Source organism: Salinivibrio sp. IB574, from assembly GCF_001996205.1.
GTDB lineage: Bacteria > Pseudomonadota > Gammaproteobacteria > Enterobacterales > Vibrionaceae > Salinivibrio > Salinivibrio proteolyticus.
Genome location: NZ_MUFN01000010.1, coordinates 1 through 23,182, shown reverse-complemented (window position 1 = coordinate 23,182; position 23,182 = coordinate 1). Strand labels below are relative to the sequence as shown.

The following is a 23,182-nucleotide window of genomic DNA, read 5'->3' as shown; positions in this document are numbered from 1 at the left end:
CTCGGGTAAAGCCAATAACCCCGATGCCTGTGTGGTGGTATCTATGCCGCACTATAGGCGATTTTTGAGACCAACATCAATCTTTTTCGCTCTACAACCTTAGTCGTAGACCAGCAAAAATGCCGTCTTTCCAAGTAACAATTTGCTGTAATAATAAGCGATTGATCACATTTTTTCACCTATATCGCGACCAGCACGCCATAAATGCGCAAACGCGTTAGGAGAGATTACGTCCAGCGCAGCGCCAATGATAGGATGGGCGCCATTGTGTAAGAAGGAAAGTAAATCATGTATTCAACCCCCGTACGCATTGCGACACGCAAAAGCCCTCTGGCCTTGTGGCAGGCGGAGTTTGTTAAAGCGGCTCTTGAGCAGTCACACCCAGGTTTATCCGTCGAGCTGGTGCCGATGGTCACAAAAGGTGACGTGATTCTGGACACACCGCTCGCCAAGATTGGCGGTAAAGGGTTGTTTATTAAAGAGCTCGAGCAAGCCATGCTCGACGGTCGCGCCGATATCGCCGTGCACTCGATGAAAGACGTCCCGGTCGAATTCCCTGAAGGACTGGGGCTAGTCACCATTTGTGAACGTGGCGACCCGCGTGACGCCTTTGTCTCTAATCATTACGACAGCATTGATGCATTGCCCGAAGGGGCGGTGGTAGGCACCTCCAGCTTGCGTCGAGAATCCCAACTTCGTGAGCGCCGCCCCGACTTGGTGGTCAATACATTGCGCGGCAATGTCGGCACGCGTCTCGGTAAACTCGACGATGGCCAATATGACGCCATCATCCTCGCGGCAGCCGGGTTAAAACGACTGGGCTTACACGATCGCATTCGCAGCGAAATCCCGCCAGAAGTGATCTTACCCGCGGTTGGCCAAGGTGCCGTAGGGATTGAATGTCGATTGGATGATGAACGTATTCGTACCTTGTTGGCCCCGCTGTCTGACGCCAACACCACTCAACGCGTATTGTGCGAACGCGCGATGAACAATCGCCTTGAAGGCGGCTGTCAGGTGCCGATTGGCAGTTATTCAGAAATCCAAGGCGACAAAATCTGGCTACGTGCGTTAGTCGGTGAGCCCGATGGCTCTACCATTCTGCGCGGCGAAATTACAGGGCCGCTCGAGAAAGGCGAACAACTGGGCACCGATCTCGCCGAGCAACTGCTCGCCCAAGGCGCACGTCAAATCTTGGATAAGCTTTATCAAGACGACGCATGACCATTGTTGTTGTTCGCCCCGAGCCGGATTGCAGCCAATTAGTCGACCAGCTTGCCCAACACAAGCTGGCGGCCTTACCTTGCCCACTGGTTAGCTTTACGCCGGGGCGAGATTTACCGTCACTGCCCGCGCTACTTTCCTCTCTCCCCGCAGGTAGTGTGTTAGTGGCCGTTAGCCCCCGCGCGGTCGCATTTACCCATCAAGCCCTTCAGCAACAGGGGTTAGCGTGGCCGCGTCATTGTCATTATGTGGCCGTCGGGCAGCGCACGGCCAACGAATGGCAGCAGGTTGCCAACCAGCCGGTACAGTATCCTGCGCGAGAAGACAGCGAAGGCATGCTCTCATTAGCACCTTTTAACGTGATAAAAGGGAAGCAGGTGGTTATTCTGCGCGGAGAGAGCGGACGCGATATGATGGGGCAAACCTTGCAGTCGCAAGGCGGGCAAGTTCACTATTGCGAGGCCTATCTACGACAATGGGCGATTGAGCCTTTAGTATCGCAAGTAGTAAGCTGGCCACAAGACACGATTACCACCGTGGTGGTAACTAGTGGTCAACAATTAGCCCACTTTGATCAACTTATCACACTGAGCGGACAGCACTGGCTGCGCCAATGCCGTATACTGGTGCCCAGTAAAAGGATTCAAGATCAAGCGACTGCGCTCGGTTTTGACACGATTACGACCGTTGACAGCGTGGCCAATGACGCACTGGTTAACACGCTGCTGAGGTTAAGAAAAACGGGACTTTCGGATGACTGACAACAAAAACACCGACACCAAGCAAAGCAAGGCCACGACTCCCTCTTCACCAGATACACACGCCTCGCACAGTAAAGCGGCGCCTAATAAGCCTAAACCTGCCACACGCAGCCGAGGCGGACTAATATTAGGTGCAGTTGCCATCGCCATCGCGCTAGGGTCGAGTGGTTGGCTTTTCTACCACGGCCACCAACAAGCCACCGTGCTGCAAAATACGCTATCCGCGCAGCAAGCGCAGATTGCACGCCTTGAGCAAGCCCTAAATGACCAGCAACAGACGGCAGCAAAAGCGCGCGCGCAAGTGATTGATGACACCCAAACACGCCTAGCGCAACAAGACAATACCTTGAAGAGCTTGCAAAAAGCGGTAGCCGAAGTGAAAGGACGCCGTCCGAATGACTGGCTGCTTGCCGAAGCGGATTACCTAATTCGTATGGCCGGACGCAAGATTTGGCTCGAGCATGACGCGCAAAGCGCCACCGCGCTGATGGAAGCGGCCGACCATCGCATTGCCCAGCTCAACGATCCTTCTTTGATGCCTATTCGTCAGGCCATGGCCGACGACATTACGGCGCTAAAAGCAGTAAAACGGATTGATCGAGACGGCATCGTGCTGCGTTTAACCAGTATGCAACAGCAGGTCGAAACCTTACCGCTTGCCAATGCGGTGATCCCTGACGCGATTGAAACCGAGAAGCCGGTGGTGAGCGAATCGGTCAATGACTGGCAAACCAACCTCACTACCTCCGTGAAAGACTTTGTCGATAACTTTGTTACCTACCGCAAACGTGATGGCAATGTTGTCCCGCTGCTGTCGCCAACACAAAGCTACTATCTGCAAGAGAACGTCAAGAACAAGCTCGATCAAGCAATGCGCGCGGTCTATCAAGGCAATGATGCCTTGTATCATGAGGCCTTGGGTATGGCCAAAGATTGGACACTACGGTTTTATAACCAAGATGCGACCGTGACGGAACGCTTTGTCGAGCAAATCGATGCACTCGACCAGCAAAGAATCGGCATCGATTTACCTAACAAGCTAAAAAGCCAAGCCTTGGTCAGTGATGAAATCGACACCCGACTTCGTCGAGACATCGCGCCACTCACAGGAGGTCAGTCATGATTAAACTCCTACTGCTTGTCTTAGCGCTGGTTGCCGGTCTGCTCGTCGGTCCGGAACTTGCTGGTCAACAAGGGTATGTACTGATCTCTGCTGCCGAGCAGACACTTGAAATGAGTGTTACCACTCTGATTATCCTCATTATTGGATTGATTGGGGTGTTATGGGTGCTCGAGTGGGTGCTGCGCAAGCTGCTCTCGCTCAGTAGCACCGCGAGCGGTTGGTTATCAGGACGTAAACAACGCAAAGCACGCAAACAAACCCAAACGGGATTGATGAAATTACGCGAAGGCGAATGGAAGCAAGCGGAGAAGCTATTAGCAAAAGCCCGCCCTTTCAGTGACGCGCCCATGCATAATTTACTGGCCGCAGCAGAAGCGGCGCAGCAGCGTCAAGATCTTCATGCCAGGGATCAATACCTCCAGCAAGCCGCTGACCTTAACGCGAACAGCTTGGCACTTGCCCTGACCCGTGCACAACTACACAGCCAAAGCGGTCAGTACGAAGAAGCACTGGCGTCGTTGCGTGCCATTAAGCGCCAGCATCCTCGAAATCCGGTGATGCTATCCCTGCTTAAAGACACCTATATTCAACTGGAAGATTGGTCGGCGTTATTGAATTTGCTGCCCACACTGAAGAAGGCTCAGCTTCTCGATGGGACGCAATTGGAAGCACTCAGTGAGCGTGCGGAACTCGGTGTCATGGCACACATTGCCAGCCAACAAGGCACTGAGGGGCTGCTAACCCACTGGAATCGACTCTCAAAAACCAAACGCAGCCAACCCGCTCTATTGGTGGGGCTGGTACGCCACTTAGTGGCGCGCAACGCGGACTCTGAAGCCTATATTCTACTGCGAGAAGCCTTGAAAAAACGTCCGGAGGACAGCCTGATTGCGCTGCTCCCCAGCTTAAAGCTGCCTGACATTCATCCCGCCGTGGTCATGCTCGAAGAGCTCCTCAGGTACGACTCTCGTAATCCTGTCACCCATAGCGCGTTAGGCCAGTTGCTGATGCAACAAGGGAAATGGCAAGACGCACGTAGCCACTTTGAGAAAGCCCTCGAGTATCGTGCGGACGTGACCGACTACGCATATCTCGCCGACGTGTTGGATAAGCTCAATCAAGGAAAAGCGGCCAGCGATGTCTCTCGCACCGCACTCAAACTTGCGCTACCCGAGCAACCGCCTGCCGCTTAATCGTGGAAAATGAGACACAAGCAAACGAAAACGCCCCGCTTCAAGCGGGGCGTTTGTTATTCTTCATCCGAGCGTCAACGCTTTTTGCACAATACGTTTAACGCCGCATCGGCATTACGTGTCACCACTTTCCCAGTGCGGGCATCCACGCCCATTGCTCCTTGCACCCAATAAGGTAAACGCATAGGCAACTGATCGGTGGCCTTAGATACCGCGGTCAAATCAGCTTGGCTTGCCAGCATCATGCCCTCTTTTTGGCACCGTGCCATCGCGCCTGCATAGTCAATACGCAACCAATTGATATCCTTTTCCACATATTGCTGATCGCCGGCTTCCGGCTCAGGCAAACCAAAATGATTCAGGTTAATGGTGGACGCGCTCGCTGGCATGGTTGATTTTGCCATCATCGATGATGACGTCACAGACTTCGCCTGCGTCGCTAAAGGGGGTAAACGAATCACGGCCGGTTCCGATAGTGGCTGGCGTGTTTGACGCATAACAGCCTTTTGGGTGGGTCCGAACTGGCGCACACGCTGTAACACCAAACGCGCCACGTCAGGGTTATCATATGGACCAATCAGGCAACGCCCGCGCCCATCACGGAGATGCACCTGAAACGGCAAGTCTGGCAACCCTTGACGCAGCGACTGGAAAAACGCGCGCGATGGCACACCTTCCGTTGCCCCACACTGGATCCAAAACGCATGGCTATTTGGGTCAAGCGTTTGGTTGCCCCACAATCCTTCACCAATATCGCACTGCTCACCAATAATGGGCCAGCCTTGTTGGTGGTCAATCACCGCACACGGCGTTTGCGCCGCATTCACTGGCGCACTGATCGCCCATGTTGCTACGGCACTCACCGCAAGACGTCGCAACCACCTCATGATTTGCTCTCCTGAAAACCGAATGTTGTCAGCTTAAGCAAAGTGACGCGGCGACTCAAGCGAGCGCTGCTCAGCCTGTTAGCTTCCAACAAAAATGGCTGCAAACGCAGCCATTTTATTCACCCTTTATAGATTTTGGGGTTGAAGACATCCCGCAGCCAATCGCCCAGTAAGTTGATAACTAGTACCAATAAGACCAGTACGATGCCAGGAAAGGCGGTGATCCACCACGACCCCGAGAAGATATAGTTAAATCCGATACTGATCAGTGAGCCCAATGACGGCTGATCGACCGGCATGCCCAAACCCAAAAAGGATAGCGCCGCTTCCGACATAATCGCGTTAGCGACCTGCACCGTCGAAATGACCAAAATGGGCGAAAGACAGTTGGGCAAAATATGGCGGAACATAATCCGCGGGGAACGAAAGCCCATCACTCGCGCCGCTTCGACGTACTCTTTCTTCTTTTCAGCAAGCACAGACGCTCGAATGGTGCGGGCATACTGTGGCCATTCCGCCACCCCGATAATCACCACCAGCATTAAGATCGCATATTGGCTGTAAAACTCACTGCCAAAGCTGGCTTTAAAAATGGCCGAGACAATGATCGCCACCATCATGGTCGAGAACGATAACTGAATATCGGCAATTCGCATGAAAAAGCTGTCGATTCGTCCGCCCACACAGACCAATGGTCAGGGAGATACGCAGACCATAAATCATGGTCGATAAAATATCGCGCCCTTGGTTATCCGTCCCTAATAGGAAACGCGGATCGCTCCACTCCATCCATGCCGGGGGTAATTCTGAGTCCATAATATCAATCATGGTCAGATCGTAAGGATTGGTCGGCGCAATAAGCGGGGCAAATAGCGCCAACAAGACGAACAGGACAAAGACGGTAAAACTTGCCATCGCGACTTTGTCACGCTTAAAGTGATAGAGAAAATCTGAGGCTAAAAAGCGCTGCCAACGGTTTGGCTGAGTGGTTGTTTGTGTCATTGCCTATGCCTCCTTACCAGTAAGATTGACCGTTGGGTTGATAAGGCCATAGAGCAGATCAACAAAGGTATTCGTGACCACAAATATCAAGCCGACAAAAATTACATAAGCGGTGATCAGTGGCGTATCCACACGGTTAATCGCTTCAAGGAAGAGAAACCCCGTGCCAGGCCATTGGAAGACAGTTTCCGTCAAAATGGTATAGGCAATCATGGTACCAATTTGTACCCCACCGACGGTGACAACGGGCAACATGGTATTTTTCAACGCGTGCTGGTAGTACACCTTCTTCTGGGGCAAGCCTTTGGCACGCGCAAACTTCACGTATTCAGTGCCAAGCGCTTCCAGCATTTCAGAGCGCACTAAGCGAATAAACAGCGGTAACATGATCGATGCCAGCGAGACCGCGGGCAGTACCAAGTGCGCCAAGCCATCCAAGGTGAAAAAGCCGGACTCCCAACCAAGCCAATTGGCCGTTTCACCTCGCCCATACGACGGCAACCAACCTAACTCAATCGAGAACACATACATCAACATGATGGCGGTTAAGAAAACAGGTATCGAGATCCCCACAATACTGAAGCCCATGATGACTTTGGTGAGAATGCTATTGGGATGAATGGCAGAATACACCCCAAGTGGGATCGACACGACAACGATAATTAACGCCGCCCCAGCGACGAGCTCCAGTGTCGCTACCAGCTTATCTAAAATCACGTCCACCACGGGACGTTTAAAGAAGTACGAATTTCCCAAGTCGCCCTGTACCGCTTTACCGATAAAACGGGTGTACTTGGTAATAAAGGGATCGTTAAGTCCCATCTCATCGCGCAGCGCGTTACGCTCCGCTTCTGATACTGATTGCCCCACCAGCTCCCGCAAGGGGTCGCCGAGGTTGTCCTGGATAGCAAACGCCACCAGACTGATCACAAACATCACTACCAGTGCCTGAACCAGACGTTTGACTAAAAACGTTACCATGTTTGCCTCTAAGCGATTGGAGATGAAGGGGCCTTATCAGGCCCCCTTTTACACCCTTACTCGACGACCAAATCGCCGAAATAAGGGAAGTTCATACCGTTAACAATCGGTTTGATGTTGACGTTATTTTTGGCGGCCCATGAAGGATCCTGCCAGTGCAGAGGAAGGAAAGCAGCGTCGTCATACAGGATCTTCTCGACTTTTTGCAGCATGGCACTGCGCTTCTCGAGATCGGTCTCTGAGTTCGCCGCCGTGACCAGTTTGTCGACTTCACTGTTTGAGTAGTGACCACAGTTGTACTGGCCCTTACCTGTGTCCGCATTGCGGGTCATGGTCAAGAACTCGGTAAAGTTGGCGGAGTCTTCAGTATCTGGGTGCCAGCCGATCATTTGCATGCCCGCTTCACACTTATCAAACTCTGGCCAGTATTGCGCTTTTGGCATGGTTTGCAGATCGACCTTAATCCCAATCTTCGCCATCATCGCCGCAACCGCTTGAGCGATTTTTTCATCGTTCACATAACGGTTATTCGGCGCAATCATGGTGATCGAGAAACCATCTGGGTAACCCGCCTCTTCCATCAGCTTTTTCGCTTTGGCCAAGTCATAACGCGGCTTTAGATCAGCATTGTAGCCTGCATACCCGACGGGGCTTTGCTGGCTAGCTGGCGTGGCGGCGCCTTTCATGATTTTTTGCGCGATACCTTCGTTATTGACCGCATAAGCAACCGCTTGACGAACACGCGGGTCTTTAAACTCATCAACAACACTTTGGTTCATTTGGAAAGTGATCACGCGCGTCCCTGGCATGGTCACCAACTGCAAGTTATCAGAGCGTTCGATACGGCGGTAATCATTCGGTGACACCGGCGCAATCATATCCACATCACCTGACAACAAGGCAGCGACGCGGGTGGCGTCTTCTTTAATTGGGCGTAAGGTGATGTTGTCGACATTGCCTTCGCTTTCTTTGTCCCAGTAGTTTTCGTTGCGCTTAAATTCCACAACAACGCCTTGCTCACGCTCGGCAACCACGTAAGGACCGGTCCCTGACAGGTGTGTTGACGCATAGGTTGAGCCATTTTTCTTCAGCTCTGCTTTGTCACGCCCGTCTTCGGTTTTACCACTGTAGTATTTGCTGTCCATCGGGAAGACATAGGTCATCACGTTTTCAACCAATGGGTAGGTGCCATCCGTGATCACGTCTACCGTATGCGCATCGACTTTTTTAATATCAACAATCGGGGTGAAGATCCCTTTGAAGTCTGGCGAGGATTTGAGGCGCTTGAACGTCCAAACGACATCATCAGCAGTAAATGGGTTACCAGAGTGGAACGTCACACCTTCACGCAAATTAAAGCGCACCGTTTTGTTATCCATGCGCTCCCAAGAGGTCGCGAGGCGTGGCTCAAAGTCCATCTCTTGGGTGAAACGGACTAACGGATCAAAGACCATATGAGAAAGCTGCAACGTGCCACCAGACAGTTGCTCATGCGGGTCAAGTGAGACAGGATCCGCATCGTAAGCAATGGTGATATCCGCCGCGGCTGCGCTAAAGCTTAGGCCTGCAGCCATCAGCGCCACGGCAATCTTGCTCTTCATTGTTTTCATTTGCATAGCTCCTTTATGCGTAGGGGAGTGTCCCCTGCTGTGTTTGCATCGGTAATCAATTGCGGCCATCTGGCCGCGACGGCACAGGCTAACTATGCCGTTTGCAAACCTTCCGTGCTCATTCCCTTAAATTCCGGCATCAATGAAATCAGCTTGCGGCTGTATTCATGCTGAGGATCGGTAAATAGTTGCTCGGTCGGTGCCACTTCCAACAGCTGACCCTTGCGCATCACACCAATGCGATCACACATTTGTCGAATAACTGGCAAATCGTGACTGATAAACAGCATGGTGAGATTGAGCTCGTCTTGTAGGTCTTTAAGCAGGTTTAGAATTTGGGCCTGCACCGACACATCCAGCGCCGACGTAGGTTCATCACAAATCAATAAGCGCGGGCGCGTTGCCAGTGCGCGGGCAATTGAAATCCGCTGACGTTGGCCACCAGAGAACTCGTGAGGGTATTTGATCCCCGCGCCACGTCCTAATCCAACATGATCCAATAAATCCCCAACGATCTGACGGATCTGAGACTCATTGTCTGCCAAGCGGTGGAAGCGAATAGGCTCGGCGATAATGTCATAGATTTTCATCCGCGGATTCATTGACGAATACGGGTTCTGAAACACCATCTGCATTTGACGACGAATCGGACGTCGCGCCCGTTCGCTCTTAATCGCGGTGAGATCAATGCCTTCAAAAATGATTTGTCCGGTATTGGGCGGATACAGTCCCGTAATCGCACGGGCAATGGTCGACTTACCCGATCCTGACTCGCCCACCAGCCCGAAGGTTTCACCTTCGACAATATCGAAGCTGACATGATCAGACGCTTGAACATATTCGCGACGGCTGGCAAATAACGAATCTTTGGTAACAAAACGCAGCGATACGTCTTTGACTTGCAATAACGGCCCGGTATAAGCGCGCTGATCTTGGCTTTGCCCCAACCAATGGTTTTTAATATCCAGCTCGACGGTTTCGCCAGCTTCTTCGATATAGTTAACCAGTGGAAAGCGATCAAGCTTGATATCTGAGCGTGGTACCGCTGAAATCAGACTTTGCGTGTAAGGATGTTGTGGCTCACCGAGTACTTGTTGGGTGGTGCCAATTTCCACCAAATCACCGCGATACATCACTGCAACGCGATCAGTAACATTCGCGACCACACCCATATCATGGGTCACCAACATACAGCCGACGTTTTTCTGCTGACACAAGTCACGGATGAGTGTCAGGATTTGGTCCTGTATTGATACGTCCAATGCAGTGGTAGGCTCATCGGCAATGATTAAATCGGGCTCACCGGCTAGGGCGATAGCAATCACCACACGCTGGCGCATGCCGCCAGAGAATTGGTGGGGGTACTGTTTAATGCGGATTTCTGGATCCGGAATCCCCACTTGCTCCATCAAGGTCAACGCCCGCTGATAGGCTTGCTGCTGAGTCACATTTAAATTGGTAAGAATGGTTTCAGTCAGCTGCTGCTCCACCGTGAACAGTGGGTTTAACGATGTCATGGGGTCTTGGAAGATAAAGCCAATCTTATCCCCACGAACCTTGCGCATCTCATTGGGCGTCAGACCAGAAATCTTTTTGCCATCGAGGTACACATCGCCGCTGGCTATCCGTCCCGGTGGGCTAAGTAAGTCAATCACCGCGTTGCCAACCGTCGACTTACCCGCGCCGGACTCACCGACCACACCAACGATCTCGCCGCGTTCAATGGTAAATGACAGTGATTTCACTGCCGCATGTACGCCATGACGAGACGGATACTCTATTCGTAGGTTATTTACTTCTAGCAGTGCCATTTATCATCCTTGGCATCGTCGAATGTGACGATGTACTCCTTGTCCAGACTGAGCCCTGTTCAACCGATACCCAGTAAAAAATAGGGGAATTCCAATCTGGCAAACATTTCACAAAAAATCAACAACACAGCAGGATATGCCATAATCCTGCTTAAGGGTCGAATAATCATTCACAGCCATTCTCTGTAAATTCACCCCAAAAGATACAAAACACATTTCATATCAGTGAAATACAGACTCATTGCCGTGTCACAGTTGTAAAACAAATTACGCATAAGATAAAGCCCAACCAGTTAACACTCATAAAACATTGCCAGTGCTTTACGCTGATATTCACGGCATAAATTGTTATCTGTTTTATCAATAATAATAATGGCAGTGTTTTACCCTGTATAATCTTAGGTATAGCAGCAGTATCGCGTAGCCGCTGATATCGGGCAGATTCAGGTTTTTTTCTGTGTGGGATTCTTGATTAAGCTCTAATTTCTGACTTTTTCTTCATGAAGCCGCATCATCGCGACAAAAAATAAATAGGCAGGCAAGGTGGGTTAATCAGACAGGCATCAACACAGACACACCTATCATGATAAGCAGACCTAGAAACGAAAAAACCCCAGCCGTTAGGCTAGGGTTTGAATGGTGGTCGGTGAAGAGGGATTCGAACCCCCGACCCTCTGGTCCCAAACCAGATGCGCTACCAAACTGCGCTATTCACCGACATTTTCGCTTTTAGCGAGAATAATGGGGTGGCTGACGGGACTTGAACCCGCGACAACTGGAATCACAATCCAGGGCTCTACCAACTGAGCTACAGCCACCACTGATTTTTTGCCATCTATTTCTATCCCGGAATGGCGCGCCCGACAGGATTTGAACCTGTGACCTTTGGCTCCGGAGGCCAACGCTCTATCCAACTGAGCTACGGGCGCTTGCCCCGTTGGCGGTGACGAATATTACGGATATCGTTACCAGCCGTCTAGCACTTTTTTTAATTTTTTTACTGACTGGTCTCTTTTTGGACAAATTGCGTAGAAATCGTCAGTTAGGTCTCTACTATAACGGTTTAACGTAACAATCTAAAGCGCTATAATCACCTAATCTTTACACGGGGTTAACCTACCCTGTTTGGGTGAGCCCGTAGAGAAATATGAATGTCGCGGCCGAATCACGTCTTCATTGATTCACCCTTTGAGGTTGGCGACAAAATAAGACGAAAAAGGCGTAAGCCACCAGTAATGTGGGAGTGTCATTGTGAGCGCAAAGGGAAAGAGTCTACGTCATATCATGGTTGCCTCTGTGGCTGCCTTCATGTTTGCTTCAGCCGCACAGGCGCTTGAAGTCTCAGAGAGTGAAAAATCCGCCATTGCCGAGCGCATTGCCCCGGTTGGTGATGTATACCTTGACGGTCAAGCCCCGGTCGAAACGGCTGCCGCTGAACCGACGGGTCCACGTACCGGCGATCAGGTATATAATACTTACTGCACTGCGTGTCACAGCACAGGCGCAGCAGGCGCACCAAAAATCGGTGACGCCGCCGCTTGGGGGCCTCGTGTCGACAAAGGCATGGAAACCCTCACCAAACACGCTATCAACGGCTTTAATGCGATGCCTGCCAAAGGCACCTGTATGGACTGCTCTGACGACGAGATCGTTGCCGCGATTGAGCACATGCTAGACGCGCTCTAAGACGGAATGGTTGTTGCGTTCGACTGAGTAATAAAAGGCGCCGTATCAACGGCGCTTATTTATTTTGATTTAACATCGCTTTTAGGTTCGCGATCGCGGCTTGTCCCTTCTCCATGCGCTCTTGTTGTGAAACGGGCTTTTTGTTCATCTCCCATTCCACATCCTCAAACGGCAATTCGTCGAGAAAACGACTGTGCTGCGGCTTAATCAATTCGCCAAATTGGCGACGCTCTTTACAGACTACAAAAGTCAGCGCTTTTTGTGCCCGCGTGATCCCCACGTACGCCAAACGCCGCTCCTCATCGATATTGTCTTCGTCGATACTCGACTGGTGAGGCAACAAGCCTTCTTCCATACCAATCATATACACATAGGGAAATTCGAGCCCCTTAGACGCATGTAAGGTCATCAGCTGCACTTGATCAGCATTATCATCGTCTTCACCTCGCTCCATCATGTCGCGCAGCGTAAGGCGCTGAACCACTTCTCGTAAACTGCGCTCGGTGTTGTCCGGATTATCGCCCTCTAAATCAGCCACTATCCAGCTGTAGAGATCCGAGACATTTTTCATCCGCATTTCCGCCATTTTGGGGCTGGACGAGGTCTCATATAGCCAGTCTTCGTAATGGGTATCACGCAACAACGCCCTTACTGCGGCAACTGTATCGCCACGTTCAGCCTGATCGGACAATTCAACAATCCAACGTGTGAACGCCTGTAACGAGGCCAATCCTCGGCCTGACAAATGCTGCGTCAGTCCTAACTCGAAGCTCGCCGCAAACAAGCTTTTGCCTCGCTGGTTTGCGTAGCTACCCAGTTTTTCCAGCGTGACAGGGCCGATTTCGCGTCGCGGAGTATTCACAATACGTAAAAAGGCGTTGTCATCGTCTTGGTTGGTCAGCAAGCGCAAATAAGCCATGATGTCTTTAATTTCTGCGCGAGCAAAAAAAGAGGTGCCGCCCGATATTTTGTACGGGATGCGGTTTTGCATCAGCGCTTTTTCGATGAGACGAGACTGATGGTTTCCGCGATAAAGGATGGCGTAGTCTTTATACTGAGTGCGTCCCAGAAAGCGATGGCCAATCAGCTCACCCACCACACGCTCGGCTTCATGCTCTTCATTTTTCGCCGTCAATACCTTTAGCATGTCCCCATCAGGTAATGCTGAGAAAAGCGTTTTTTCAAAAACATGCGGATTATTGGCAATCAAAATATTGGCGGCACGCAGTATACGGCTGGTTGAGCGGTAGTTTTGCTCCAATTTCACCACGTGCAAGCGCGGAAAGTCTTGCTGCAGGTAAACGAGATTTTTCGGCTGGGCGCCTCGCCATGAGTAAATCGACTGATCGTCATCCCCAACCACCGTAAAGCGCGCACGCTCGCCCACCAGCAGTTTTACCAACTGATACTGGCTGGTATTGGTATCTTGATACTCATCCACGAGCAGGTAACGAATGCGTGCTTGCCAGCGCTCCCGAACCGCTTGATTCTGACTAAGTAACGCCACCGGCATCAATATCAAGTCATCAAAATCCAACGCATTGTACGCCCGCATTTGTTTTTGATAACGCGCATAGCAGGCAGCGAATAGCTGATCGCGCTCACCTTGCGCCTGCGCCAGTGCCTCATCAGGCCCCAGCATCGCATTTTTCCAATTCGAGATGGTATGCACTAATTGACGCAGCAAATCTTTGTCATTATCCAGCTCATCTTCGGTCAAGGTTTTGAGCAAGGCCAATTGGTCTTGGTCATCAAAGAGCGAAAAGCCCGCCTTGAGCCCCAAGGTTTTATATTCTCGCCGAATGATATTCAGACCTAGGGTGTGGAAGGTTGACACCATCAGACCACGCGACTCTTGCTTGCCGAGCGTTTGCGCGACACGTTCTTTCATTTCTCGCGCTGCTTTGTTGGTAAAGGTGACCGCCGCAATATGACGCGCTTTATACCCACACTGTTGAACCAAATAGGCGATTTTGTGGGTAATAACACGTGTTTTTCCTGAACCGGCTCCCGCTAAAACCAAGCAAGGGCCGGAAATATGGCGCACCGCATCGGACTGCGCGGGGTTAAGTTTCATGGTGACAACGCCTCTTTTTAACCTGAGTTGGCATTGTAGAGGGAAACACTCACATGTCTATCTTACGCGCGCTTGTCGCAAAGATTGACTACACTTTGCGCTTGTCACTCGCGCAAAAAACAGACTAAAATGAATGAACGTTCATTCACTATTGATACCATGCACAGTATGGATAAACGCACCCAAATTTTGTCAGCCACTGAGCAACTCATTGCGACACGTGGGCTCGATAAAGTCTCGATGCAGCAAGTCGCCAAGCATGCTGGCGTAGCAGCTGGCACCATTTATCGCTATTTCGATGACAAGGATGACTTACTCCGTCAATTATCGGCGCATCTGATGATGCAATGCGCGACACACATTCAACATGGGGTTAAGGATGAACCAACACTGCGCGACCAATTTGAACGCCTATGGCGCAATACTTGGCACATGATGTTACAGCGCGACCATCTCTTGTTATCACGTGATCAATTCGAAGCACTACCACGTGATGGCCATGCACACACTCAGCAGGAACGCATCGCATTTGCTGACCTTTATCGGGTGATTCAACAAGGTAAAGACCAAAGGCTATTCAAACCCATGGACGATGACGTTTTGATCGCTCTCGGGCTAGAACCGGCGGTTTGTTTAGCTCGCAAACAGGTTCGGGGTGTTATAACCCTGAACGATGATGCTATCGCAGATGCAATTCGCGCTTGCTGGGATGCAATTTCTCTTCACTAACGACGTTCGGAGCTAACTTCGATGAAAAAATGGTTTTTTGTCATGCTGATCCTTGCACTGCTGCTGTTTGGCAGTGTGATTGGCTTTAACCTGTTCAAGCAGCAAAAGATAGCGGAATACATGGCAAATATGCCGGAACCAACCCATCCGGTGACGGCCGTGACGGTTGCCGCTGAGCCATGGACCCCCACCATCGACGCAATTGGTTTTATCGAGCCAAATCAAGGGATCACCCTGACCACACAAATTGCTGGGGTGGTCGATGTGATCAATTTCGAATCAGGCCAAACCGTCGAGCGGGGTCAAAATTTGGTGGAACTTGACTCCAGTGTTGAAAAAGCCAACCTTGCCAGCACCCAAGCGCGCCTACCTGCTGCGGAAGCGAAGTTTAAACGCTACCAAGGTCTGTTTGCCAAAGGCTCCATCTCTAAAGAGGCACTCGATGAAGCCGAAGCGAATTATCGTTCGTTACAAGCGGATATCACGGCGCTGAAAGCCACCATCGCCCGTCGTAACCTCCAAGCGCCGTTTGATGGGGTCATTGGTTTGCGTAATATCTTCATGGGTGAATATTTGCAGCCAGGTACCGATATTGCTCGTTTAGAAGATACCTCTGTCATGAAGCTTCGCTTTACCGTGCCACAAACGGACATTGCTAAAATCCGTCTCAGTCAGCCACTGCGTATCACCGTTGATGCGTATCCAGAAATGGAATTTATCGGCTCAATTAGTGCTATCGAGCCAGCCGTCAACAGTCAAAGCGGCCTGATTAAAGTGGAAGCCAACATTCCCAATAACGATGGGCAACTGCGCTCAGGGATGTTTGCCCGTGCAGACATCATTTTGCCCACCATTGAAGATCAAATCGTGATTGACCAAACCGCGATTAACTTCACTTTGTATGGCGAAAGTGTTTACGTGATCCGTGAAGAAGATGGCGAAAAGCGTGCTTATCAGCAAGTGCTTAAAGTGGGCGAGCGTCGTGGCCACCAAGTCCGAATCATCGATGGTCTCGCACCTGGCGATCTCGTGGTAACGTCCGGCCAAGTGCGCTTGAGCAACGGTTCAAAAGTGAAAATCGTCGAAAATGACGCTCTCACACCACCAGAACAATTACCTCAATTGTAAGACGAGGATGTGATGCGCTTTACTGATATTTTTATCCGGCGCCCAGTACTGGCAGCCTCAATCAGTATACTGATTGCGCTGCTAGGCTTGCAGTCGCTCTTTAAGATGCAAGTCAGGGAATACCCGGAAATGACCAATACCGTGGTCACCATCACAACCAGCTACTATGGTGCCAGTGCCGATTTGATTCAGGGGTTTATCACCACTCCACTCGAACAGGCCGTCRCCCAAGCTGACAATATTGACTTTATGACCTCAGAATCGGTGCTGGGGACCTCGACGATTACCGTCAACATGAAGCTAAACACGGATCCGAACGCGGCACTGGCCGATATTCTTGCCAAGGTCAATTCGGTGCGTGCACAGCTTCCGACTGAGGCAGAGGACCCGTCGGTATCGATGTCGACGGGTTCAACCACTGCGGTGATGTATATCGGCTTTACCTCACCGGAGCTCGATTCAAGTCAGATCACTGATTACCTCGAACGGGTCGTGAAGCCTCAGCTGTTCACCGTGAACGGGGTGTCGAAAATCGACTTATACGGCGGGGTGAAATACGGTCTACGTGTTTGGCTGGATCCTCAGAAAATGGCCGGGTTTAACCTAACGGCCACGGATGTCATGTCGGTACTGAGTGCCAATAACTACCAGTCCGCCACCGGTCAAGCTATCGGAACCTATATGGTTTACAACGGTAGCGCCGACACCCAGGTGTCGACCCCAGAAGAGCTCAGTAATTTGGTGGTCGAGACCCAAGAGGGTCGCGTGGTGCGCCTTGGGGATATTGCCAAAGTCTCGCTAGAGAAAAGCCATGATCGCTTCCGCGCCATTGCGAATGGCTCAGAGGCAGTGGTCGCGGCGGTCAATGCAGCGCCTACCGCCAACCCCATTGATATTGCCGAAGACGTGACTGCAATGCTCCCCGAAGTCGAGCGCAACATGCCGGGCAATATCCAAATGAACGTACTGTATGACTCTACCAAAGCGATTAATGAGTCCATTCATGAGGTAGTAAAAACCATCATTGAAGCGGCCATTATCGTACTGGTGGTGATTACCTTGTTCTTGGGCTCATTCCGCGCCGTTATCATTCCTATCATCACCATTCCATTGTCATTGATTGGTGTGGCCTTGGTCATGGAAATGATTGGTTTCTCGCTGAACTTGATGACGCTACTGGCGATGGTATTGGCCATCGGCTTGGTGGTTGACGATGCGATCGTGGTACTCGAAAACATCGACCGACATATTAAGCTGGGTGAATCGCCTTTCCGCGCGGCCATTATTGGTACGCGGGAGATTGCCGTGCCAGTTATCTCAATGACACTGACACTGGCGGCTGTGTATGCCCCTATCGCCATGATGGGCGGGATAACGGGCTCACTGTTTAAGGAGTTTGCGCTTACACTTGCCGGGGCCGTGTTTGTCTCGGGGATTGTGGCACTGACCCTCTCGCCAGTGATGTGTTCATCGATGTTAAAAGCCCACGCAAAGCCAAGCCGTTTTGAATTGGCGGTCCACCGTTTCTTAGACGGTATGACAGAGCGCTACGCGGGCATACTGGATAAGGTGATGCAACGTCGTCCGGTGATCTTGTCTTTCGCCGTGATCGTGTTTGCGACCTTGCCGGTTCTGTTCAGCTTTATCCCCAGCGAGCTTGCGCCTTCGGAGGATAAAGGGGTGGTCGTGATGATGGGTACTGCTCCCTCGACCGCTAACTTGGATTACATCCAAAACACCATGGCAGAAGTGAACCAAAAGCTCGACGAACAACCAGAAGTGGCCTTCTCTCAGGTCTTCTCTGGCGTACCTAAGTCGAATCAAGCATTTGGTATTGCTTCTCTGGTGCCATGGAGTGAGCGTGAAGCCAGTCAGTCAGAAGTCGTGAAGCGCATGGCCGAGGAAGTGAAAGACATTCCGGGCATGAAAGTCACCACCTTTGAGATGCCAGAGCTCCCCGGCGCCTCGTCTGGCCTGCCAATTCAATTCGTGGTGACGACACCGAATAACTTCGAAAGTCTCTATCAAGTGACGGCTGAAATCATGTCAGAGGTTCAATCTAGCCCGAATTTCGTCTATTCGGAGCTGAACCTTAACTTTGACTCGGCCACCATGAACATCAGCATTGATAAAGATAAGGCGGGTTCCTACGGCGTGACCATGCGAGACATCGGTGCCACCATTGGTACCATGATGGCGGATGGCTATGTGAATCGTATCGACTTTGATGGACGCTCTTATGAAGTGATCCCACAAGTTGAGCGTAAATATCGCCTCAACCCTGAGTCTATCGAAGGTTATTACGTACGCGCGGCAAATGGTGAGTCAATTCCACTCGGTTCGCTGATTGATATCGACATTACCGCAGAGCCACGTTCACTGCCGCACTTCAACCAATTGAATGCCGCCACAATCAGTGCAGTGGCAGCGCCTGGCGTAACCATGGGGACCGCTGTTGACTGGTTTGAAAGTAAAGCGGCAGAGTTGCCTAAAGGCTATCAACACGATTACCTCGGTGAATCTCGCCAATACGTCACAGAAGGTAGCGCACTCTATGCCACCTTCTTGTTCGCGCTGGCGATCATTTATTTGGTCCTTGCGATTCAGTTTGAATCCTTGCTCGACCCACTGGTGATCTTGGTCTCTGTACCGCTCGCCATTTGTGGTGCATTAATTGCACTCGCATGGGGGCTGTCGTCGATGAATATCTACTCGCAAGTCGGGTTGATCACCTTGATAGGTCTGATTACCAAACACGGTATTTTGATCTGTGAGGTGGCGAAAGAGCAGCAGCTGCATCATCAAGCCAGTCGGATGGATGCGGTCAAAGAAGCAGCTAAAATTCGCTTGCGTCCGATCTTAATGACCACTGCAGCAATGATTGCTGGTCTGATCCCTCTGATGTTCGCGACCGGCGCAGGTGCCGAGCAACGCTTTAGCATCGGGATTGTGATCGTGGCAGGTCTTGCTATCGGTACCTTGTTTACCCTATTCGTTTTGCCAGTGATTTACACCTATCTGGCCAGCAAACACAAACCACTGCCTGTGTTTGTCGAAGACGATGAGCTCGACAAGCTCGATAAAGACTATCACGCGTCACACTAATTAAAGGGCCTTCGGGCCCTTTCTCTTTTGTCATCTTTCGACAAGCTGTCCGTATTTACATAGAATAAAGGCAGTTAATGAAGGAGTATTCCATGTTTGACCCCAAAAAACTTGAGCAAGTGGCCAAGCAAATTCACGACGCCATGCCTCAGCCTGTCAAAGAGTTAGGCACGGATATGGAAAGCCGTGTGCGCCAAGCCATTCAAGGTCAGTTGACCAAGCTCGACGTGGTAAGCCGTGAAGAGTTTGATGTGCAGACTCAGGTGCTACTACGCACCCGTCAAAAGTTGACCGAGCTTGAAGCCAAACTCGCAGAGATGGAAAAAAAGCTTAACCAAGACACTGACGCCTAAATTCATCATTAAAAAAGCCTGACCACTGGCCAGGCTTTCATCTCATACTGTGTCGTTAGTGGTTATTAATCGCGATTTGCTTCATATCAGTCATATAGCCTCGCAATTCCTCACCGATATACTCAATCGGATGATTACGAATACGGTCATTAACCTCGATTAAGGTGGCGTTGTCGACCTGATTAGAGGCTTCTCCGAGTCCTTTACCAATCACATCAGCACCCACTGTTGGCATAAAGTGTTCGCGCAGCAGCGGTGTCGCGACGTTTGCAAATAAGTAGTTACCGTACTCAGCCGTATCTGAAATGACTACGTTCATTTCATAAAGACGCTTACGCGCGATGGTGTTGGCAATCAAAGGCAATTCATGCAATGACTCGTAATAGGCTGACTCTTCGATAATGCCGGATGACACCATCACTTCAAAAGCAAGCTCAACCCCTGCACGCACCATAGCAACCATCAAAACACCGTTATCAAAGAACTCTTGCTCACTGATGCTTACATCCGACTCGGGATAGTTTTCAAAAGCGGTCTGTGCCGTTTCTTCACGCCATGTGAACAGATCTTTATCGCCGTTTTCCCAATCGGCCATCATAGTCGCGGAGWAATGGCCAGAAATGATGTCATCCATATGTTTGTTATAAAGAGGACGCATCAGTTCTTTAAGCGACTCCGACAGTTCAAAGGCTTTGATTTTCGCTGGGTTGGACAAGCGATCCATCATATGGGTGATGCCACCGAACTTCAGCGCTTCCGTAATGGTTTCCCAGCCGTACTGAATAAGCTTACCCGCATAACCTGGCTCAACACCCTCTGCGATCATTTTCTCGTAGCAAACGATGGATCCGGCCTGCAGCATGCCACACAAAATAGTTTGCTCCCCCATCAGATCGGATTTCACTTCTGCTACGAATGAGGAGGCGAGTACGCCAGCACGGTGACCACCGGTTGCAGCGGCCCATGCTTTCGCAATCTCAAAGCCTTCACCTTTAGGATCATTTTCTGGGTGAACGGCAATCAGTGTCGGAACACCAAAGCCGCGTTTGTATTCTTCACGCACCTCGGTACCTGGGCACTTTGGCGCAACCATAACCACAGTAATGTCTTCACGGATACGCTGACCGACTTCGACGATATTAAAGCCGTGTGAGTAGCCGAGCGCGGCGCCCTCTTTCATCAGTGGCATTACAGTTTCAACCACGTTGGAGTGCTGTTTATCTGGCGTAAGGTTAATCACCAAGTCTGCCTGTGGGATCAAATCTTGATAGCTACCCACTTCAAATCCATTTTCGACCGCGTTTTGATAAGAAGGACGCTTTTCATCAATGGCAGCCTGACGTAGTGCATAAGCCACATCAAGACCCGAGTCACGCATGTTTAAGCCTTGGTTGAGCCCTTGTGCACCACAGCCCACAATCACCACTTTTTTACCTTTGAGAAATTCGGCCTCGGTGGCAAATTCATCACGATCCATAAATCGGCATACGCCTAATTGTTCCAATTGTTGACGTAAATTCAGGGTATTAAAGTAGTTCGCCATGGGGTGCTCCATTGATTCAAATCCGTGATTGGGTGTGTTTTCACCGCGTATTTTTGATACTACCCTAACCACTATATTGCCTAAAGTGATATATTCACAACATAACATTGCAGTTACAGCAACAATAAATTATGAATGCAAAGCAACTCACAGGTTTTCTCCACCTCTGTGACACCAAAAGCTATACCCGAGCCGCACAAGCAATGCACGTCAGCCCTTCTGCGCTGAGCCGAATCATCCAACGTCTCGAAGAAGATATTGGTCAGCCGCTGTTTATTCGCACCAATAAAGCGGTCGATCTCACCCCAGCAGGTAAAACGCTGCTTCCCGTCGCACGCGATATCCTGCAGCTTTGGCACACCACGAAGGCCAGTATCAATGAACATGCCTCTTTGCTCGGCGGCAAGCTCACGCTCTTTTGTTCAGTCACGGCAAGCTATAGCCATTTACCTGAGCTCCTCGCGCGGTTTCGTCAACAATACCCAAATATCGAGCTACAACTGCTGACCGGCGACCCCGCTCAAGCAGAAGAGAAAGTGCAAGATAATAGTGCCGACATTGCTATTGCCGCTAAACCCAAGCGCTTATCATCTAGTTTGGTGTTTCAACCGATTGATACAGTCAGTTTGTCGGTTATCGCGCCAGCAATGGCCAGCAGTGGCATTGATCTACAAGCCATTGACTGGCAGCACACACCGTTAATCTTGCCCGAAGCAGGGACAGCGCGCGAACTCGCTGATCAATGGTTGACCAGTAAAGGTATCGAGCCAAACGTCTACGCACAAATAGCAGGCCACGAGGCGATTGTCAGTATGGTGGCATTAGGCTGTGGTATTGGTGTGGCGCCGGACGTGGTGATTGATAACAGCCCCGTAAAAGATAAGGTTGAGCGCTTACGCCAAGAAATTGTGCAACCTCTCGAGCTGGGCCTTTGTTGTAAAGCTTCCCGCGCAAAAGAGCCTTTACTCAACGCCCTACTCGATGTCATGCGATAAACACAAAAAGCCCCAACACAATGATGCTGGAGCTTAAATGCAAAAAACCCCAGCTTTTCAGCTAGGGCTTCTAAGTAGTGGCGGAGGGCCGGGGTTGCGGGCAACCGGGACTCATTCGCCCGCAGGGCGAACCTGGCCAATAACAAAAAAACCCTACTAAAATTAGCAGGGTTTCTAAGTAGTGGCGGAGTGGACGGGACTCGAACCCGCGACCCCCGGCGTGACAGGCCGGTATTCTAACCAACTGAACTACCACTCCGCACCAATTCTGTATGATTAAAGGCTTATATCTCTTTGCTTTAATCAATTGTATTCAAAGCCTGGCGATGTCCTACTCTCACATGGGGAGACCCCACACTACCATCGGCGCTGCTTCGTTTCACTACTGCTTCGTTTCACTACTGAGTTCGGCATGGAATCAGGTGGGTCCAAAGCGCTATGGTCGCCAAGCAAATTCGGCCCCCGGCGTGACAGGCCGGTATTCTAACCAACTGAACTACCACTCCGCACCAATTCTGTATGATTAAAGGCTTATATCTCTTTGCTTTAATCAATTGTATTCAAAGCCTGGCGATGTCCTACTCTCACATGGGGAGACCCCACACTACCATCGGCGCTGCTTCGTTTCACTACTGAGTTCGGCATGGAGTCAGGTGGGTCCAAAGCGCTATGGTCGCCAAGCAAAATTTGGTGTGTCTTCACTTTTCAGTCAAAACACTTAATCTAGAAAGCTGTTCGTTCTCGCCACAATCAACTGGCTTTATTTTAAGTCCAACCCAAAACCTCTTGGGTGTTGTATGGTTAAGCCTCACGGGCAATTAGTACAGGTTAGCTCAACGCCTCACAGCGCTTACACACCCTGCCTATCAACGTCGTAGTCTACGACAACCCTTTAGAGAGCTCGAAGCTCTAGGGATGACTCATCTCGGGGCCAGCTTATCTCGGGGCCAGCTTCGCGCTTAGATGCTTTCAGC

16 protein-coding genes, 4 tRNA genes, 3 rRNA genes and 1 pseudogene are annotated in these 23,182 nt (G+C 50.7%); 10 read left to right on the top strand and 14 right to left on the bottom strand.

Annotated elements, in window-relative coordinates; genetic code table 11:
- Nucleotides 1-288: 288 nt before the first annotated feature.
- Genes hemC through BZJ17_RS06330 form a run of 4 tightly spaced genes read left to right on the top strand, consistent with a single transcriptional unit; the run spans nucleotide 289 to nucleotide 4,301 of the window.
- A complete protein-coding gene (gene hemC / locus BZJ17_RS06345) occupies nucleotides 289-1,224 on the top strand; it encodes a hydroxymethylbilane synthase (protein ID WP_069590307.1) in 936 nt (311 codons plus the stop codon).
- Complete coding sequence (locus BZJ17_RS06340) at nucleotides 1,221-1,985, top strand: uroporphyrinogen-III synthase (protein WP_077640153.1); 765 nt, start codon at nucleotides 1,221-1,223, stop codon at nucleotides 1,983-1,985. Before hemC ends, BZJ17_RS06340 begins: the two co-directional genes overlap by 4 nt.
- Nucleotides 1,978-3,108, top strand: a complete 1,131-nt coding sequence (locus tag BZJ17_RS06335) for a uroporphyrinogen-III C-methyltransferase (RefSeq protein ID WP_077640152.1) — start codon at nucleotides 1,978-1,980, stop codon at nucleotides 3,106-3,108. Before BZJ17_RS06340 ends, BZJ17_RS06335 begins: the two co-directional genes overlap by 8 nt.
- On the top strand, nucleotides 3,105-4,301 hold the full coding sequence (locus BZJ17_RS06330; protein ID WP_077640151.1) for a heme biosynthesis HemY N-terminal domain-containing protein: 1,197 nt from the start codon (nucleotides 3,105-3,107) through the stop codon (nucleotides 4,299-4,301). The genes BZJ17_RS06335 and BZJ17_RS06330 overlap by 4 nt, the downstream gene beginning before the upstream one ends.
- Before the next feature lie 74 nt (nucleotides 4,302-4,375).
- On the opposite strand, the gene BZJ17_RS06325 is transcribed toward BZJ17_RS06330, so the two are convergent.
- The 8 genes and pseudogenes from BZJ17_RS06325 to BZJ17_RS06290 all read right to left on the bottom strand — a co-directional run bounded on the left by BZJ17_RS06325 (nucleotide 4,376) and on the right by BZJ17_RS06290 (nucleotide 11,521).
- Nucleotides 4,376-5,188, bottom strand: coding sequence for a hypothetical protein (locus BZJ17_RS06325; RefSeq protein ID WP_077640150.1), 813 nt, complete (start codon nucleotides 5,186-5,188; stop codon nucleotides 4,376-4,378).
- Nucleotides 5,189-5,307: 119 nt separating this feature from the next.
- Nucleotides 5,308-6,190, bottom strand: a pseudogene (locus BZJ17_RS06320) (ABC transporter permease).
- 3 nt (nucleotides 6,191-6,193) lie between these two features.
- Nucleotides 6,194-7,171 (bottom strand): ABC transporter permease, encoded by a 978-nt coding sequence (locus BZJ17_RS06315; protein WP_069590320.1) that lies wholly within the window; start codon nucleotides 7,169-7,171, stop codon nucleotides 6,194-6,196.
- Nucleotides 7,172-7,227: 56 nt separating this feature from the next.
- The gene (locus BZJ17_RS06310) at nucleotides 7,228-8,781 is read right to left on the bottom strand and encodes an ABC transporter substrate-binding protein (protein WP_069590322.1); all 1,554 of its coding nucleotides are present in this window, start codon (nucleotides 8,779-8,781) and stop codon (nucleotides 7,228-7,230) included.
- Nucleotides 8,782-8,873: 92 nt separating this feature from the next.
- Complete coding sequence (locus tag BZJ17_RS06305) at nucleotides 8,874-10,592, bottom strand: ABC transporter ATP-binding protein (RefSeq protein WP_077640149.1); 1,719 nt, start codon at nucleotides 10,590-10,592, stop codon at nucleotides 8,874-8,876.
- Nucleotides 10,593-11,232: 640 nt separating this feature from the next.
- Nucleotides 11,233-11,309, bottom strand: a tRNA-Pro gene (locus tag BZJ17_RS06300).
- 25 nt (nucleotides 11,310-11,334) lie between these two features.
- A tRNA-His gene (locus tag BZJ17_RS06295) sits at nucleotides 11,335-11,410 on the bottom strand.
- 34 nt (nucleotides 11,411-11,444) lie between these two features.
- Nucleotides 11,445-11,521, bottom strand: a tRNA-Arg gene (locus tag BZJ17_RS06290).
- A 322-nt stretch (nucleotides 11,522-11,843) separates the two neighbouring features.
- Here BZJ17_RS06290 and BZJ17_RS06285 point away from each other — a divergent pair.
- A complete protein-coding gene (locus tag BZJ17_RS06285) occupies nucleotides 11,844-12,278 on the top strand; it encodes a cytochrome c5 family protein (RefSeq protein ID WP_077640148.1) in 435 nt (144 codons plus the stop codon).
- A gap of 55 nt (nucleotides 12,279-12,333) precedes the next feature.
- Here BZJ17_RS06285 and rep read toward each other — a convergent pair whose 3' ends face one another.
- A complete protein-coding gene (rep, locus tag BZJ17_RS06280; RefSeq protein WP_077640147.1) occupies nucleotides 12,334-14,355 on the bottom strand; it encodes a DNA helicase Rep in 2,022 nt (673 codons plus the stop codon).
- 129 nt (nucleotides 14,356-14,484) lie between these two features.
- Here rep and BZJ17_RS06275 point away from each other — a divergent pair, with 129 nt between their 5' ends.
- From BZJ17_RS06275 to BZJ17_RS06260, 4 genes are all read left to right on the top strand, one after another.
- Complete coding sequence (locus BZJ17_RS06275) at nucleotides 14,485-15,084, top strand: TetR/AcrR family transcriptional regulator (protein ID WP_241836770.1); 600 nt, start codon at nucleotides 14,485-14,487, stop codon at nucleotides 15,082-15,084.
- A gap of 21 nt (nucleotides 15,085-15,105) precedes the next feature.
- On the top strand, nucleotides 15,106-16,212 hold the full coding sequence (locus tag BZJ17_RS06270; protein ID WP_077640146.1) for an efflux RND transporter periplasmic adaptor subunit: 1,107 nt from the start codon (nucleotides 15,106-15,108) through the stop codon (nucleotides 16,210-16,212).
- A gap of 12 nt (nucleotides 16,213-16,224) precedes the next feature.
- The gene (locus BZJ17_RS06265) at nucleotides 16,225-19,317 is read left to right on the top strand and encodes a multidrug efflux RND transporter permease subunit (protein WP_077640145.1); all 3,093 of its coding nucleotides are present in this window, start codon (nucleotides 16,225-16,227) and stop codon (nucleotides 19,315-19,317) included.
- A gap of 92 nt (nucleotides 19,318-19,409) precedes the next feature.
- On the top strand, nucleotides 19,410-19,670 hold the full coding sequence (locus BZJ17_RS06260; protein WP_069590334.1) for an accessory factor UbiK family protein: 261 nt from the start codon (nucleotides 19,410-19,412) through the stop codon (nucleotides 19,668-19,670).
- 55 nt (nucleotides 19,671-19,725) lie between these two features.
- Here BZJ17_RS06260 and ilvC read toward each other — a convergent pair whose 3' ends face one another.
- Nucleotides 19,726-21,213, bottom strand: coding sequence for a ketol-acid reductoisomerase (gene ilvC / locus BZJ17_RS06255; RefSeq protein WP_077640144.1), 1,488 nt, complete (start codon nucleotides 21,211-21,213; stop codon nucleotides 19,726-19,728).
- A gap of 131 nt (nucleotides 21,214-21,344) precedes the next feature.
- Between ilvC and ilvY the strand changes: the two genes are divergently transcribed.
- Complete coding sequence (ilvY, locus tag BZJ17_RS06250) at nucleotides 21,345-22,208, top strand: HTH-type transcriptional activator IlvY (protein WP_069590338.1); 864 nt, start codon at nucleotides 21,345-21,347, stop codon at nucleotides 22,206-22,208.
- Nucleotides 22,209-22,390: 182 nt separating this feature from the next.
- Here the strand turns inward: ilvY and BZJ17_RS06245 are convergent.
- The 4 genes from BZJ17_RS06245 to BZJ17_RS06230 all read right to left on the bottom strand — a co-directional run.
- A tRNA-Asp gene (locus tag BZJ17_RS06245) sits at nucleotides 22,391-22,467 on the bottom strand.
- A gap of 59 nt (nucleotides 22,468-22,526) precedes the next feature.
- Nucleotides 22,527-22,658 (bottom strand): 5S ribosomal RNA (gene rrf, locus BZJ17_RS06240).
- 115 nt (nucleotides 22,659-22,773) lie between these two features.
- Nucleotides 22,774-22,889: ribosomal RNA gene (gene rrf, locus BZJ17_RS06235) — 5S ribosomal RNA — on the bottom strand.
- 116 nt (nucleotides 22,890-23,005) lie between these two features.
- A 23S ribosomal RNA gene (locus tag BZJ17_RS06230) occupies nucleotides 23,006-23,182 on the bottom strand; the annotation flags it as partial.